The sequence below is a fragment of the Moritella sp. Urea-trap-13 genome (assembly GCF_002836355.1).
In the GTDB taxonomy this organism is placed as follows: Bacteria; Pseudomonadota; Gammaproteobacteria; order Enterobacterales; family Moritellaceae; genus Moritella.
Map to the genome: position 1 here is coordinate 108152 of NZ_PJCA01000039.1, position 15790 is coordinate 123941.

The 15790-nt window shown below is 42.9% G+C and carries 16 protein-coding genes; 5 read left to right on the top strand and 11 right to left on the bottom strand.

Translation table 11 applies throughout. The annotated features are described in order from the left end of the window. Positions 1 to 407: 407 nt before the first annotated feature. Both zur and CXF93_RS19390 read left to right on the top strand, forming a co-directional pair. Positions 408 to 848 (top strand): zinc uptake transcriptional repressor Zur, encoded by a 441-nt coding sequence (zur, locus tag CXF93_RS19385; protein WP_198551712.1) that lies wholly within the window; start codon positions 408 to 410, stop codon positions 846 to 848. A 23-nt stretch (positions 849 to 871) separates the two neighbouring features. Then, complete coding sequence (locus CXF93_RS19390) at positions 872 to 1336, top strand: chemotaxis protein CheX (protein ID WP_101064156.1); 465 nt, start codon at positions 872 to 874, stop codon at positions 1334 to 1336. Positions 1337 to 1451: 115 nt separating this feature from the next. On the opposite strand, the gene CXF93_RS19395 is transcribed toward CXF93_RS19390, so the two are convergent. From CXF93_RS19395 to CXF93_RS19425, 7 genes are all read right to left on the bottom strand, one after another. After that, the gene (locus CXF93_RS19395; RefSeq protein WP_101064157.1) at positions 1452 to 2054 is read right to left on the bottom strand and encodes a peroxiredoxin C; all 603 of its coding nucleotides are present in this window, start codon (positions 2052 to 2054) and stop codon (positions 1452 to 1454) included. Between the two features lie 262 nt (positions 2055 to 2316). Then, on the bottom strand, positions 2317 to 3204 hold the full coding sequence (locus CXF93_RS19400; RefSeq protein ID WP_101064158.1) for a radical SAM protein: 888 nt from the start codon (positions 3202 to 3204) through the stop codon (positions 2317 to 2319). 107 nt (positions 3205 to 3311) lie between these two features. Then, the gene (locus tag CXF93_RS19405) at positions 3312 to 3935 is read right to left on the bottom strand and encodes a TetR/AcrR family transcriptional regulator (protein ID WP_101064159.1); all 624 of its coding nucleotides are present in this window, start codon (positions 3933 to 3935) and stop codon (positions 3312 to 3314) included. A 352-nt stretch (positions 3936 to 4287) separates the two neighbouring features. Then, on the bottom strand, positions 4288 to 5361 hold the full coding sequence (alr, locus tag CXF93_RS19410; protein ID WP_101064160.1) for an alanine racemase: 1074 nt from the start codon (positions 5359 to 5361) through the stop codon (positions 4288 to 4290). A gap of 9 nt (positions 5362 to 5370) precedes the next feature. Beyond that, entirely contained in the window at positions 5371 to 6798 is a 1428-nt protein-coding gene (gene dnaB / locus CXF93_RS19415; protein WP_198551713.1) for a replicative DNA helicase, read from the bottom strand. 197 nt (positions 6799 to 6995) lie between these two features. Then, complete coding sequence (locus CXF93_RS19420) at positions 6996 to 7313, bottom strand: cytochrome c (protein WP_101064356.1); 318 nt, start codon at positions 7311 to 7313, stop codon at positions 6996 to 6998. A 124-nt stretch (positions 7314 to 7437) separates the two neighbouring features. Next, positions 7438 to 8472 (bottom strand): AraC family transcriptional regulator, encoded by a 1035-nt coding sequence (locus CXF93_RS19425; RefSeq protein WP_101064161.1) that lies wholly within the window; start codon positions 8470 to 8472, stop codon positions 7438 to 7440. Between the two features lie 171 nt (positions 8473 to 8643). Here CXF93_RS19425 and CXF93_RS19430 point away from each other — a divergent pair, with 171 nt between their 5' ends. The 3 genes from CXF93_RS19430 to CXF93_RS19440 are packed head-to-tail and all read left to right on the top strand — an operon-like array spanning position 8644 to position 13679. After that, positions 8644 to 10344, top strand: coding sequence for an FAD-binding oxidoreductase (locus CXF93_RS19430; protein WP_232784270.1), 1701 nt, complete (start codon positions 8644 to 8646; stop codon positions 10342 to 10344). Positions 10345 to 10356: 12 nt separating this feature from the next. Continuing rightward, positions 10357 to 12066, top strand: a complete 1710-nt coding sequence (locus CXF93_RS19435; protein WP_101064162.1) for a glycerol-3-phosphate dehydrogenase/oxidase — start codon at positions 10357 to 10359, stop codon at positions 12064 to 12066. A 20-nt stretch (positions 12067 to 12086) separates the two neighbouring features. Then, positions 12087 to 13679 carry an FGGY-family carbohydrate kinase gene (locus CXF93_RS19440; RefSeq protein ID WP_101064163.1) on the top strand — a complete coding sequence of 531 codons (1593 nt, stop codon included), beginning with the start codon at positions 12087 to 12089 and terminating at the stop codon, positions 13677 to 13679. Between the two features lie 169 nt (positions 13680 to 13848). Here CXF93_RS19440 and rplI read toward each other — a convergent pair whose 3' ends face one another. From rplI to CXF93_RS19460, 4 genes are all read right to left on the bottom strand, one after another. After that, a complete protein-coding gene (gene rplI / locus CXF93_RS19445; protein WP_101064164.1) occupies positions 13849 to 14301 on the bottom strand; it encodes a 50S ribosomal protein L9 in 453 nt (150 codons plus the stop codon). Between the two features lie 48 nt (positions 14302 to 14349). After that, a complete protein-coding gene (gene rpsR / locus CXF93_RS19450; protein WP_006030173.1) occupies positions 14350 to 14577 on the bottom strand; it encodes a 30S ribosomal protein S18 in 228 nt (75 codons plus the stop codon). A gap of 80 nt (positions 14578 to 14657) precedes the next feature. After that, entirely contained in the window at positions 14658 to 15032 is a 375-nt protein-coding gene (gene rpsF / locus CXF93_RS19455; RefSeq protein ID WP_017222827.1) for a 30S ribosomal protein S6, read from the bottom strand. A gap of 161 nt (positions 15033 to 15193) precedes the next feature. Continuing rightward, entirely contained in the window at positions 15194 to 15649 is a 456-nt protein-coding gene (locus tag CXF93_RS19460; protein ID WP_101064165.1) for a GNAT family N-acetyltransferase, read from the bottom strand. Positions 15650 to 15790: the final 141 nt, after the last annotated feature.

A 15790-nucleotide genomic window follows, 5' to 3' on the forward strand; every position in this document is an offset into this window, starting at 1 on the left:
ATGCGCAGTAGCGCTAAATTTCATTAGGTTGCTTGCCAACTGGTACTACAGTCGGCTAAAAGCAAGGGGGCGATCATACACCCTGCGTCACATAGTTTCAAAAATAAAGATCTTGTTCAAATAAACGCTTGTCGATGACGTGCAGAAGGAGAGTGTAATGAGCGAGCCCTTTTCCAAACTCGCCTGACTAAATTGGATTTAAAAATAAAATAACCATACATTACTTATTGATATACAGCCCAAACATAAAAATACTTATAATTGATTATAACCACCAGAGATAAGCCAAGCAAATACACTAAAAACCACTATAAAAGTCAATTACGTCGCTATTTGTAGGCTATTATAATTAGAAAAGCGCCCCTAATGTGTTAGCATTATCCTTTCGCAGCGACTTGATGAGCCCTATGACTGAATCAGCGAACAATTTACTCTACAGAGCGCAGCAACTTTGTATTACACGTGCGGTTCGCTTCACTCCTATTAGGCAGCAAATTTTTTTGTTAATGGCACAGCACAACGCCATGATCAGCGCTTATGATCTGCTTGCTCAGCTACAGCAATTAGAACCCAACGCCAAACCGCCGACAGTATATCGTGGCCTCGATTTTCTACTAGAAGAAGGTTTTATCCATAAAATAGAATCAAGCAATGCCTTTATTTTATGTCCTCATTTTGGTGAAAAGCATCCCTCACAGCTGCTTCTATGTAAAAGTTGTGGTGGGGTTATTGAATTACACAATGCCGAAATAGAAGAGTTGCTACAATCACTTGCCGATGAACACGGTTTTGCAATTACGACTAAGACAGTTGAAGCGCACGGTATCTGTGCTGATTGTCGTGAATAATTAAATTTCAGGAACAACAAACTATGCGTGTAGAGTTTATTAATCCATTTATTACGTCTTTATTAAACGTATTAAATACCATGGCTCAACTTGAGTTAACACCGGGTAAGCCAAGACTAAAAAAAGATGATAAAGCCAAAGGTGATATTTCCGGTATCATGGGAATGATGTCAACCCAAGCTAAAGGCTCGTTCGCACTGACATTTGATGAGTCACTCGCATTAGCAATCATGAATAACATGCTTGGTGAAAAACCCGCTAAAATTGATGCTGAAGTCATTGATATGGTTGGTGAGATCACCAATATGGTCACTGGTGGTGCCAAGCGAATTCTAGCTGACAAGGGTTTTGAATTTGATATGTCGACACCGATTGTGGTATCAGGCAAGGGCCATACTGTGACGCATAAATCTAAGGGGCCTAAATTATTACTGCCGCTGACGAGTGCGTTCGGCAATGCCTCGATTGAAATCTGTTTTGATAGTTAAGCACTAGCTAAGCAATAACAAATAAATGTGCAAACAGCAGATACTAAAAAGCCAATCTCAATGAGATTGGCTTTTTTATTAAGACTTAATTTTTACTCAACAAGTTAAGTATTAATTAAAGGTCTTTAGCATTTTTAGTTAGGTATTTAGCAACGCCTTCTGGAGATGCGTCCATACCTTCTTTGCCAGCTTCCCATTGTGCAGGACAAACTTCACCGTTTTTCTCGTGGAAGTTTAGTGCATCAACCATACGTAGCATTTCGTCGATGTTACGGCCTAATGGAAGGTCGTTAACAACTTGGTGACGAACAACACCGTTAGTGTCGATTAGGAAAGAACCACGGAAAGCAACACCAGCTTCTGGATGTTCAACGTCGTATGCTTTACAGATTTCGTGCTTAACGTCAGCTACTAGTGGGTATTTAACTGGACCGATACCGCCATCTTCGATAGCAGTGTTACGCCATGCGTTGTGGCTGAATTGTGAATCAATTGAAACACCGATTACTTCAACGCCGCGCTTTTGGAATTCTTCAAGACGGTGATCAAAAGCGATTAGCTCTGATGGGCAAACAAATGTGAAATCAAGAGGGTAGAAAAATAAAACTGCTGATTTACCTTTAGTGAATTCAGTGAAGTTAAAGCTATCAACGATTTCGCCGTTACCTAGTACTGCTGCAGCTGTAAAGTCAGGTGCTTGACGTCCTACTAAAACCATTTTAATCTCCTAAATTAATTAAATATTTGCTTATTTACGGCATAATTTTTACATTAAATATAATCTTAAACCAATTGCTTTACTCAATCATTTTGATAGGTTTAAACTATCATTGATTTGGTAATCATAAGATATAAATTATTGAAATATAACCATAGCACCGCACTTTCTTATTGTCATCTTGTGTAACTGGTTTTTATTAAGCACTGTGATAATGACAGCGCTTAATGTGGTTATTATCAAGCTTACAGTGATCCTGAAATTACAATCCGCGTTGCCATTCTTTACGTAGATGACTTTGTTCCGGGGCTTCAATTGCACTGCGCACTTGCGCTAATAACTGCGCTTTATCTTGCCCTAACGTGCCTTTCAAAGACAAATAGTTAGAAGCATGGTCAGACCTGAATACGGTATTGTTTAATTCTAAATTTTCTAACAGCATCTGCATTTCCAAAAATAATCCCTGTTGGTCAGGCAATTGGAAACCATTCTCAAAATTCTTCGAGAATTTAGCTTGTCCTAACGGGAAAGACACCACTAAAGTAGACAAATAATCCGGTTGTGCTTCATTCATCAAGCGTGCCGAGTTTAATGCATGCTGCTGAGTAAACTCAGTACCACCCAGACCATTTAAGATCATCACTGAGGTTTTAATACCTGCGCCTTTAAGTTTATATAACGCATCGAGTTGCGAATCGTAGGTTTCGCCTTTCTCAACGAGCGCTAATACTTCATCATCACCGCTTTCACAACCTACATAGACGATACCTAGCCCTAAATTACATAACTCATAAAGCTCTGCTAGTGATTTACCCTTAATGTTGCGAGGCAGGCAATAGGCACTGACTCTTTGTACATCGGGCATGTGTTTACGGATCAGCAGCAAGATCTCTTTTAAGCGTTTAAACGGTAATGTCATGGCATCACCATCCGCAAGAAAAACCCGCTGGTGCTTTTGACCACTGGCCACAACACTTAAAATTTCAGCTTCGATATCGGCTATCTTTTTAGCACGAAATTTTTTCTGTGGTTGGGTATACATATCGCAAAAACTGCACTTATTGTAAGAACAACCGTTGGCGACTTGTAATATTAGTGAGCGCCATTCACTCGGCGGACGAAATACAGGTTCAACATAAGAGATAGGCATGTCACAGTTCCATTATTTAAGCGTCAGCATCCATTGCTAATCGAGGGAGAGGACGTGCAGTGCTAATATGCAGCACTGCGTATTTATTCTGTGATGATTCTGGGGTGTTAACTTTCAGCAGTAAGGTGAGCATAATGAGTCAAGTATACCGTCGCTAAGACTTTTGCTTCGCGTACGTATTTATCCGCTAATTCAGGTTCTTGAACTGCTAAACGTAAAATAGAACCGACGGTACGCGGTAAGATAACCGAGATCATTTTGATTTGCTCGCGACTGATTTCATCAGAGACAATGTTAGCCATCTGTTTTTGAATTACCGCAGAATGAAAATCCAGTGCCGACTGATCTATGCTTTTCAATTCCGGCAGCGAGTCAACACCAGACCAAACCGCCATGTAACCCGGTTCTTTACGGTAGAATTCAGCGTATACTTCGATAATTAACTCAATACGTGCTTCCAGCGGTAAATCACTTGGCACTGCTGAAAAGCGTAATTGCAGCGCTTCTAGGTGACGTTCTGCTAATGCGCGAATTATTGATGCTTTATTTGGAAAATAACGGTAAAGCGATGTTCTGGTTAAACCCGATGCTTTGGCAATATCAGAAGGCGTCGCATTAGCAATACCAATCTCATCAAACAAAGCTGCCGCAGAGTCAATTATTTGCTTTACTCTTTCAAGACTCCTTTCCTGTCTAGGAAGGTTTCTTTGCGTCGTGTTATTTTCTGTCATATGCCCTCATAATTGTTGCACAAATTAAATTATAAAAAGTGAGATAAACCAAGCTTAATAATAACCCTTAGTCACATCAATCAAATTTACACTTATTGCTGAATATCGACGAAATAAAACAATAATTTACTATTATCGATCCTGTTATAGCCCAAATTGAGTATATAGAGTTACAACTCTAGACCATGATAGCCTAATTAATTCACAAAATGCAGATAATAAATACAGGTATTCTTTCGTTCATTGCATTAATATTCATGAGCAGATGTTATTTACGCATATAATGGCTTGATATAACTTAACTTTAGTTGATTTATAAAATAATGACATCGGCATTACAGTTAACTGATTTTTATAAATATTTAAGCGTAACCCGTTGCGTAAGCTTAGTTACTAGTTCATATGCGATGGTACCTATGTGCTCTGCCACCAATTCTGCTGGCAAGCCCGCGCCCCACATAATCACTTTATCACCGACTTGATCTTGGCAATCAGCACCTAAGTCCACTGTCAGCATATCCATAGATACCCGGCCCACAATCGGTACAATACGACCATTAATTAACACTGGTGTACCTTCGGGTGCCATACGTGGATAACCATCACCATAACCAACAGCAACAACGCCTAGTCGCGTATCTTCAGGTGCACTCCAAATACCACCATAACCGGTAGTCTCACCTTGTTTAATATCATGTACGGCAATCAAGTCAGTAGTTAATGTCATCACTGGCTTGAGGTTATGCTCAACAGCAGTTGCACCGATCATCGGTGATACGCCATACAGCATGATGCCTGGGCGGATCCATTCTCGACGCGCCGCCGGCCACGCTAACACACCGGCAGAATTAGCAATCGAATGTTCACCCTCTTCACCAGCCACTAATTCATCAAATAAATCGATTTGGCGTTGGGTGATACTTGGGTCCGCTTCATCAGCGCAGCTGAAATGCGTCATCAACCGTGCAGGTTGCACCACATTGCTATTGTTCTTCAAGCGCTCAATCGCACGCTTACAGTTATCCGGACGTATGCCCAAACGATGCATGCCCGTATCCATTTTCAACCATACATGAATTGGCGCATCTAAATCGGCTTCTTCGAGTTCAGCAAGCTGTTGCTCGATATGTACCGATGTTTGGATGTTATTCGCCACCAAGATAGGTAATTCATCTGTCGAAAAAAAGCCTTCCAGTAACAAGATCGGTTTTACAATCCCGCCACTGCGCAGCATTAACGCTTCTTCGACACGCGCCACTGCAAATGCATCAACCGCTGTAAGCGCCCTTGCGACTGCAAGTAGACCATGGCCATAAGCATTCGCTTTTACAACGGCCATTATTTTACTGTTTGGGGCGATATTTTTTATCTGTTTAACGTTATGCTGCAATGACTGCAAGCATATTTCAGCCGTTGCTGAACGCATAGCTATTCCTTAATAATCATCATCATATGCAGGGCCAGTAAAGTTATCAAAACGCGAGAATTCACCGTTAAAGGTCAATCTTACTTTACCAATCGGGCCGTTACGTTGTTTACCAATAATGATTTCGGCGGTGCCTTTATCTGGTGAATCATCGTTATAAACTTCATCACGATAAATAAACATAATTAAATCGGCATCCTGCTCAATAGAGCCTGATTCACGCAGATCCGAGTTAACAGGGCGCTTATCAGCACGTTGCTCCAACGAGCGGTTCAACTGAGATAAGGCAATTACAGGACATTTAAGTTCCTTGGCAAGAGACTTCAATGAACGGGAAATTTCGGCAATCTCCAAGGTTCTGTTTTCACTTAATGCTGGTACGCGCATCAATTGCAGGTAGTCAATCATGATCATACTGATACCACCATGATCACGGGCAATACGGCGTGAACGCGAGCGAACCTCGGTAGGTGTCAAACCAGAGCTATCATCTATGTACATTTTACCCTGCTCCAGCATGCTCTTCATGGTCGCAGATAAACGCGCCCAATCATCATCATCTAACTGGCCGGTACGTACTTTGGTTTGGTTAATTTTACCGAGTGACGCGAGCATACGCATCATGATCTGTTCTGCAGGCATCTCCAGCGAGAAAATAACCGCAGGTTTGTCTTCATTCAATGCCGCGTGCTCACACAAGTTCATCGCGAAAGTCGTCTTGCCCATTGACGGACGTGCAGCCACAATAATCAAATCCGACGGTTGAAAGCCGGTTGTCATGCCGTCAAGATCACCATAACCAGAGGCTACGCCGGTAACACCGTCATGTGGGGTTTGGTAAAGTTCTTCAATTTTATCAACTGTTTCTTGCAGTACGCTTTCGAGATTTTTCGGGCCTTGGCCTTCGCTCTGTCTTGATTCTGCAATTTGGAATACTTTACTTTCAGCTAAATCCAGTAGATCAGTACTTTTACGCCCTTGTGGATCGTAACCTGATTCACTGATATCGCTAGCAACCGCAATAAGTTCACGGACCACAGCACGTTCACGCACAATGTTGGCGTAAGCGGTAATGTTCGACGCACTTGGGGTATTTTTGGTAATATCACCCAGATACGCAAAGCCACCTGCATCATCAAGCAGTTCTTCGTTATCTAACCATTCGGAAACGGTAATAATATCCAGTGGAATATGTTGATCCACCAGCTTAGCCATTGCTTCGAAGATAAGTTGATGTGGGCGACTATAAAAATCTTTAGCCACAATAAATTCGGTTACACGGTCCCAGGCTTCATTATCAATGAATAAGCCACCTAAAACTGATTGCTCAGCCTCGAACGAATGCGGCGGCACTTTCAGTGCATCTACGGCACTGTCTTTTCTATTTTTATCTTTTGAAAACTGATTTTGAAACTGGTTTTGACGTTTGTCGGCCATGCTAGCGCTCACTAAATTTAGTGTGATTAACCATTATCCTAAAAATATCCCTGTAGGGGAAATGAAATAACCTGAGAAGTAGGAATAATTTAGTTGCAGGAAGGTTTTGACGATTTATTGGTTAATAAAAAAGCCTCATCACGAGGCTTTACTATTGACTGGCATAGACACTAATTAGACTTAGCGACTCACGGCTATTATTTCAAGCTTGAGAAGTATGCCGCTACGTTGTTAATGTCAGCATCAGACAATGCCATCGCTTGGCCAGACATCACAGGTGCCATACCACCAGTACGTTGACCTGTTTTATACGCTTTTAATGCATTTACTAAATACATTTCTTTTTGACCCGCTAGGTTTGGGTACATAGGAATAGCTGAAATACCAGCTGCGCCATGACAAGCTGCACATACAGCTGCTTTTGCTTTACCAGCAGCAGCATCGCCACCAGCAGCCATAGCTAAAGAAGGCACTAGACATGTTAACGCTACGATCATTGTTGTAATTTTTTTCATCATATACTCACTAATTGCATCCTGCTGTGAAGCAGTATAGGGTTTAACTTTATTATTTGAGCCAAATTTTAGTCCGCATACTCGCAAAATGAAAGAGCTGAGTATGATAAATCATGTGTTTAGACTAATTTCTGTGAACTCGATTCTCTGCACACTCTCTATAAACACTCGGAGTTTGTCCCGTCCAGCCCTTAAAACTGCGAAAAAAAGAACGCGTTTCACTAAAACCTAACTGCATGGCTATATCATCGACTGGTAATAATGTGTCCGTTAGATATTGCTGAGCCAGTAATAACCGCGCCTCATCCAGCAGTTTTTGATAACTGGTTTGCTCTTGCTGCAGTTTCCGCTGTAACGTCCTTTCACTCATATTTAGCTGCCCAGCGACCATATCTTTACGGGTTATACCCTTGGCTAATAAGATGCGGATAATATCTTTGACTTGAATACTAAAACTATGCGCGTCACCAAGCGCTGACACTTGCCCAGCGGCATGTAACTCAAGTGTTTGTAATAAGCTATGATCTGGCTGTCTTAACGGTATATTGAGATACTCACGCGGTAAAATAAGGCTGTTACTTGGCTGAGAAAAGAGTACTGGACAATTGAAGACCTGTTGATAATGTTGGCGTAGTTCTAGCGTCGGTTCTGCACGTTGTAAATGCACTTCCAGCGGCCCGAGGTCTTGCCCTGACAACCAGCGTGCATAAGCTAGCCAAGAAGCAAAGACGTTATCCACCATCTGCTCGCGCACATCTTCAAAGGTATAAGCACAATGCCAATTTATAGCTAATCGTTGTGGTTGATAATTAATGGACGTCACGCCCATATCACCCACCAGTTTTTCATAAGGTTGGATACGTTCGAGCGCTTGCTCCAGCGTTGCACATGTCATGGTGATATAACCCAGCACACTGTACGAGCCAGGTTCAACAAAGGCACCACTTTTTAAACCAAACAAGAGATCGTCAGTAGCAATTATGAGGCTGGCTAAAAAGGCCTGTAATTGTTCGCCACTAATGCGTTCATTTTCTTGCGTCAACGTCGCTGCTGATATGTTACTACCCAGTAATAATGCTGGTACATCAATATCCAATGTTTCAACATAACGTAAATACTGTTTCACCACTGGCACTGATACCGAACCTAGCCCCACCATAACTGAATCATCCTTTATCCAATACGTATGAATAAGTATAACCAGCTTTATCCTGAGGTATTGTGAGTTAGTCCTAATTTGATACTTATGTTGGCTTAATACGACAATGCTATCAACTGACCTTGCTCTTAAACTGATGTTATACCTAAATATGACAAAGGAATTAAGATCATGAAACGTTGGAATGGTTGGGGCGATGAAGCCAATAAATTAGATTTACCGAGCAGTGCAGATGCTTTTTTATTAGCAAAAGTAGGTACTACAATACCGCTTGTTGATGCTCAACTTGCTGATGTAATAGCACAAGTACCCGCATCAAGATTACCGCATCATCCATTATTTAATCGGGATCCTGAAGTGCGTATTCGTCATGCTCGCGGTCAAAGCTTACCGGACTGGTTAGCCATGCGCAGTGGTGATTTTGAATATTTCCCCGATGGTGTGGCATTCCCAGAAAGCAGCTATGACTTAGTCGCTATTATGGATTTTTGTCAGCAACAGCATATTCTGGTTATCCCCTACGGCGGTGGCACCAGTGTTGCAGGGCATATCAATCCGTTTGCCTCAGAACAAGCCATTTTAACCGTCGATATGGGCCGTATGAATCGGTTGATGGAACTTGATACTGATAGCCAAATAGCGACGTTTGGCGCAGGCACGCCGGGACCACAAGTGGAAGCGCAATTACGGGCGCAAGGTTATACCTTAGGTCATTTCCCGCAGTCCTTCGAGCTTTCCACCATCGGCGGCTGGGTTGTCACCCGTTCTAGCGGTCAGCAGTCTTTGCGTTATGGTCGTATCGAAGAATTATTTGCCGGGGGTGAGGTCATCACCCCAGTGGGCCGCTTAGATATACCGACCTTCCCTGCTTCTGCTGCAGGCCCCGATATTAAAGCGCTATTAATGGGTTCTGAAGGCCGTATTGGTATTTTATCAACAGTCAAAGTACGAGTGCGTAAGCTCGCTGCGCAAGAAAATTTTTACGTGACGTTTTTCCCCAGTTGGCAGCAAGCCAAGCAAGCCGCCAAAACCTTAGTCCAGTCTGACATTCAACTATCGATGCTACGGTTAAGCAATGCGATTGAAACCGAAACTCAACTCGCCTTAGCTGGACATGAAAAACAGATAGCCTTACTGGAGAAAGCCCTCGCGCTATTTGGCACCAAAGAAGGCAAGTGCATGATGACCTTTGGTTTAACGGGTACAAAATTTCAATGCCGCAGTGCGTTAAAGCAATTAAAGAAAATAACCAAAGCACATCAAGGTTTATATACAGGTTCCTTCATGGGCAATAAATGGGCGGAGAAACGCTTTACCATGCCCTACTTCCGCGAAGCCTTATGGCAGAAAGGTTATGTCGTCGATACCCTAGAAACAGCAACCGACTGGCATAATGTCGATAACCTATTAACCAAAATAGAAACTAACTTACGCACGGTATTAACCCAAGACCCGAGTGCTGGCACACCACAATTACATGTATTCACCCACCTATCTCATTTTTACCAACAAGGCTCTAGTATTTACACCACCTACATATTCAAAGCTGGTGACAACTATCAGCAAACATTAGCGCAATGGGCCAAACTAAAACACAGTACCTCAGAGATCATCGTCAATAATCAAGGTACGATCAGTCATCAGCACGGTGTCGGTAAAGATCACCAGCCTTACTTAATCAGAGAGAAAGGCGAATTAACGATCCGCGCAATCCAGTCGTTGTGCGATACCTTTGATCCACTACAAATCATGAACCCACATTGCCTGATTGCATCAACATCGGCCTCAGCACCAATGTCAGAACAAGTGTCAGAACAAACGCAAGCAATCAGCTTGAACGAAACGCCAGTTCAAGAACAACAAATAAGCTAAAAGGGTTCTTGTATGTGTCAGCCATTAACAAGTTTGAGTCGAGCGCAGCAGTTAGAAAAAATTCAACAACATAGTGATAGTACAGAATGGGATATGATCGTCATTGGCGGCGGTATTACCGGTGCCGGTATCTTGTTAACCGCCAGCCAAGCCGGATTGAAAGTCTTATTAGTCGAACAGCAGGACTTTGCCTGGGGTGCATCAAGCAAATCATCAAAAATGGTCCACGGTGGACTGCGTTATCTCGGTAGTGGTCAATATAATATGACCAAAGATGCAGTGACAGAAAGACAAAAGCTGCTTAACGAGTTACCCGGTTTAGTCACACCACTGCAATTTTTGATGGGTCATTATAAGTACCAATTCCCTGGTCCATTAGTATTTAATAGTTTATTGAGTATTTACGACTGGATTGGTGGTAAACGTAATCACCGTTATATTAATAACGGTATTGGCAATTTTCATGCCCCGGGGATTGAGCAAAGCAAGCTCCAAGGTGCCACGCAGTTTGCCGATGCGGTTACTGATGATGCAAGGTTGGTAATGCGGGTATTACAAGAAGCACAGGATCTTGGTGGCACAGTTATGAATTATCTTAGCGCTGAACAGCTGATTAAAACCTCCGATCAAGTCACTGGGATTCGCGTCGCAGACCAAGTATCTGGACAAACATTTAGCTTGACCGCAAAAGTAGTCGTCAATGCGACAGGGCCTTGGACCGATAAACTACGCCAGCAGTTGCAAGCCAAAAAAGCCATACGACCTTTGCGTGGTAGTCACTTGATCGTGCCGAGTTGGCGGTTACCGCTAGCCTATGCCGTCAGCTACTTCCATCCGAATGATAAACGCCCTATCTTTGTTTTTCCTTGGGAAAATAGCTCTGTGATTGGCACCACAGATCTTGATCATGATGAGGACTTAGCTCAGCAGCCTTGCATTAGCCAAAGCGAAGTGGACTATCTACTTAGCGGGATCAACAAACAGTTTCCGCAAGCCAATATCAGCGAAGCCGATGTGATATCGACTTATGCAGGGATCCGTCCGGTCGTCAGTGACAACGTCAGAAACACCAAACCGTCGAATGAAAAACGCGAGCATTCGATATGGGATGAGCAAGGCTTGATCAGTGTCGCGGGCGGTAAACTCACCACCTTCAGATTAATTGCGCTGGACGTATTAACAGCGGCGCAAGGTTATTTGCCCCCTATTGATCTTACGGCATTACGCAATCAACGTTTGTTCAAACATGTCGATGATATTCATGACGGTAGTTTCTTAAGTCAATCACAACTCCAACGATTACAAAGCTGCTACGGTCAACATTACCCTGACTTAATCAAGCATGCCGCTAGCCATGAATTCAAGCCCATAGCTCATACCAATACTTCACTTGCGGAACTAAAATGGGTGTTGCAGCACGAAATGGTGGTTCACCTTGATGATCTATTATTACGTCGCAGTCGTCTGGGGTTATTATTACCGAAAGGTGGCGAGCAGCTATTCACGCAATTACAGCCACTTTGCCAAACCGCATTACACTGGAATGATAGCCAATGGCAACAAGAGGTTGAACGCTATCAAACAATGATCCAACGCTACTATAGTTTACCAAAGAGTCGTTTACCAAAAGATGCTTTACCGAAACATAGCAAAGCTTCTGTAAACAACAGTGATAGCGTGGTCAAAAATAACGATAGCCCAGCGACCCCCGTTGCCAGCTAACCCAGTCGGAGATAATTTACATGGATAGTCGACCACTAACATCAGCACCGCAGCAGGGTTATTTGCTCAGTATTGATAATGGCACGCAAAGTGTGCGTGCATTGTTGTTTGATTGCCAAGGCAATTTGATCGCCAAAGGGCAACAAGTGATCAGCCCATACTTCTCGGCGCAACCGGGATGGGCGGAACAGGATCCTGATTATTATTGGTTAGCAGTAAAACAAGCCTGCGACTTACTCTGGCAAGATCTTGCCCAATACCCAGAGGTCAGTAAACACGATATCGTCGGCATGTCGATCACCACCCAGCGAGGCACAGTGATCAACCTCGACAATGAAGGCAAGGCATTACGTCCGGCGATCATCTGGTTAGATCAACGCCACGCCCAGCAAGAAAATATTCAATGGCCTTGGAACTGGTTATTTAAAATCGCCCGCGTCGAGGACATTATTCAACGTTTCCAAGAAAAGTCACAAGCAATTTGGATCCGCCAAAACCAGCCTGATATTTGGCGTGATACCTCCAAGTATCTGTTGCTGTCTGGTTTTTTAAATTATAAATTCACCGACAATATTGTTGATTCCATCGGTAGCCAAGTCGGTTATATTCCATTTGATTATAAAAAATTGGCTTGGTTAAAAAAGTCGGATTGGCGCTGGGATATGCTAGCGATTGATCCGGGCATGCTACCTAAGCTCATCGAACCCGGTGAGCTTGTAGGTCATGTTAGCGAAGAAGCCGCAAGCCATACCGGTATTCCGACAGGTTTACCGGTTATCGCTTCGGCCTCAGATAAAGCCTGCGAGATCATTGGTTCTGGCGGTAATCGCCCGCATATCGCTTGTTTAAGTTATGGCACCACAGCGACCATCAATATCACCACAGATAAATATGTCGAAGCGACGCCGCACTTACCGCCTTTTCCCTCGGCAATACCGCGTCACTATTCATCTGAGATCATGATTTATCGCGGCTTTTGGTTAATCAGTTGGTTTAAAAAAGAATTTGGCTTACGTGAACAGCATATTGCTGATGCCGAGGGGATCGCTCCTGAAGTTTTATTCGATCGTTTAGTGGCCGAGATCCCACCGGGATCTATGGGACTAATGCTACAGCCTTATTGGACACCGGGCGCGCGCGATCCAGGACCTGAAGCCAAAGGCGGTATTATTGGTTTCGGGGATGTGCATACGCGTACGCATATCTATCGGGCGATATTAGAAGGCTTAGCGTACGCATTACGGGAAGGCAAAGAACGTATCAGCAAGCGTAACAAGGTCAAGATAACCACACTGCGGGTATCCGGTGGCGGCTCGCAAAGTGATGTCGCCATGCAGTTAACCGCAAACATTTTTAATATGCCTGCAGAGCGGCCGCATACTTTTGAAACATCAGGTTTGGGCGCGGCAATTGTCACTGCGGTTGGATTGGGGATTTATGCTGATTTTGATCAAGCTATTACTGCGATGACCCGAGTAAACACTGTGTTTCAGCCACAACCAGAAGTCGTCAAAACGTATGATGCGCTATATAAGCAAGTATATTTGAAAATGTATAAACAACTGCAGCCGTTATATAAATCTATTCGTACCATCACAGGCTACCCAAAATAGTACCGGTTATCCAAAATAGGACGTGATTCACAAGAACGGTTTAGTCTTGCTAGCCGTTTAGTTATGAGTGAGACAAATGTTATCGTAAAATACTAAATCGCAGACATAAAAAAAGCCATGACCTAGGCCATGGCTTTATTCTGTAGTTAATCTAAAGTTAAACTTTAAATTAAGCTTCAGCTACGATTTGTAGGTTTACTGTAGCGAATACTTCGCTGTGTACTTGGATGCTAACTTCGAACTCACCAAGAGTACGTAGAGCGCCTTCAGGAAGACGAACTTCGCTTTTAGCAACTTCAACACCAGCAGCAACGATCGCATCAGCGATGTCACGAGTACCAATAGAACCGAAAATCTTACCTTCGTCACCAGCTTTAGTTGCAATTACAATAGCTTCTAGAGCATTGATTGTTGCAGCTTTAGCTTCAGCAGTTGCTTTAACAGCAGCTACAGATGCTTCTAGTTCAGCACGACGTGCTTCAAAAGATTCAACGTTAGATTTAGTTGCTAGAACAGCTTTACCTTTCGGTAAAAGGAAGTTACGAGCATAACCAGCTTTAACGTTAACAGTCTCGCCTAAGTTACCTAACTTAGCGATCTTGTCTAATAAAATTACTTGCATTACCTTTCCTCAAAAATATAGAGTTAGTCTTGACGACCAAACAATAGCTTACTTATGTAAGTCAGTGTATGGAAGTAGAGACAAGTAACGTGCGCGTTTAATCGCACGACCAAGTTGACGTTGGTACTTAGCACGTGTGCCAGTAATACGACTTGGTACAATTTTACCGCTTTCAGTTACGTAATTTTTTAACGTAGCGATATCTTTATAATCAATCTCCGTAACACCTTCAGAAGTGAAACGACAGAATTTACGACGACGGAAAAAACGTGCCATAATGAAAATCTCCTAAAATCTTCTCAACAAATTGGATAACTAAATGTTATCCAATAAACAATACCTATAGCTAAACGCTATTATTCAGCAGCAGCTGGTGCTTCAGTAGCAGCAGTTGGCGCTTCACGGCGTTCTTCTTTAGCTTTAGCCATTGGAGAAGCTTCAGTAACTACACCTTTAGTACGTAGGATCATGTTGCGGATCACTGCGTCGTTAAAGCGGAAGTTATTTTCTAGCTCATCAATAACATCTTGGCCAGCTTCAATGTTCATAAGAACATAGTGAGCTTTATGAAGTTTGTTGATTGGGTATGCTAATTGGCGACGACCCCAGTCTTCTAGACGGTGGATAGTACCATTTGCTTCAGTCACAACTGCGCTGTAACGCTCAATCATGCCTGTAACTTGTTCACTCTGATCTGGGTGAACCATAAATACGATTTCGTAATGACGCATCGTAAGCTCCTCACGGGTTTAATCAGCCTCGGCTCTGGCTTAGTCGGTCCATCGAGGCAAGGAACGTATAGAAAAATGACTAATTTCGAGACGGCGAATTATATAGAGTCACTCACCATAATACAACCACGACTGGAAGATAATCGTAAATATCTACAAAACTAACTTTCACGGTAGCGCATGCCAACGTGGGGAATTCCATCTTCCAAATATTCAGCCGTAACAGTCACAAATCCATAACCCTGATAATAATGCTGTAGATGCGCTTGTGCGGAAAGGTATAGGTCCTGCTCAGGCCATGCTGATTTTGCAGCACTAATACCACGCTCTAATAATTGATGACCAAGTCCCTGCCCACGCGCTGACGCCGCAGTAACCACTCGGCCAATCGCGACATCAGGGTAACTAACACCTGCCGCTAAGATACGCAGGTAAGCTAATAGTTCCCCATTGCCATTATAATGCAGTACATGACGGGTTTCAGGATGAATATCCAAACCATCAATATCTTGATAAGGACAATCTTGTTCAACCACAAAAATAGCCGCGCGTAATTGCAATACATCATAAAGCTGCAAACTCGACAACTCACTAAACTGACAACACATCCAAGTCATAACCCATCCCTTATACTAAAATTAAACATCTACTAGCATAATAACAATAATCTTTACCCTGTGAATCAAAACTTGGGTTGAATAAACTTGGATTGAATAAATAAGTGCGAGTAGATCTTGATTGTTACGCTAAGGATTGAT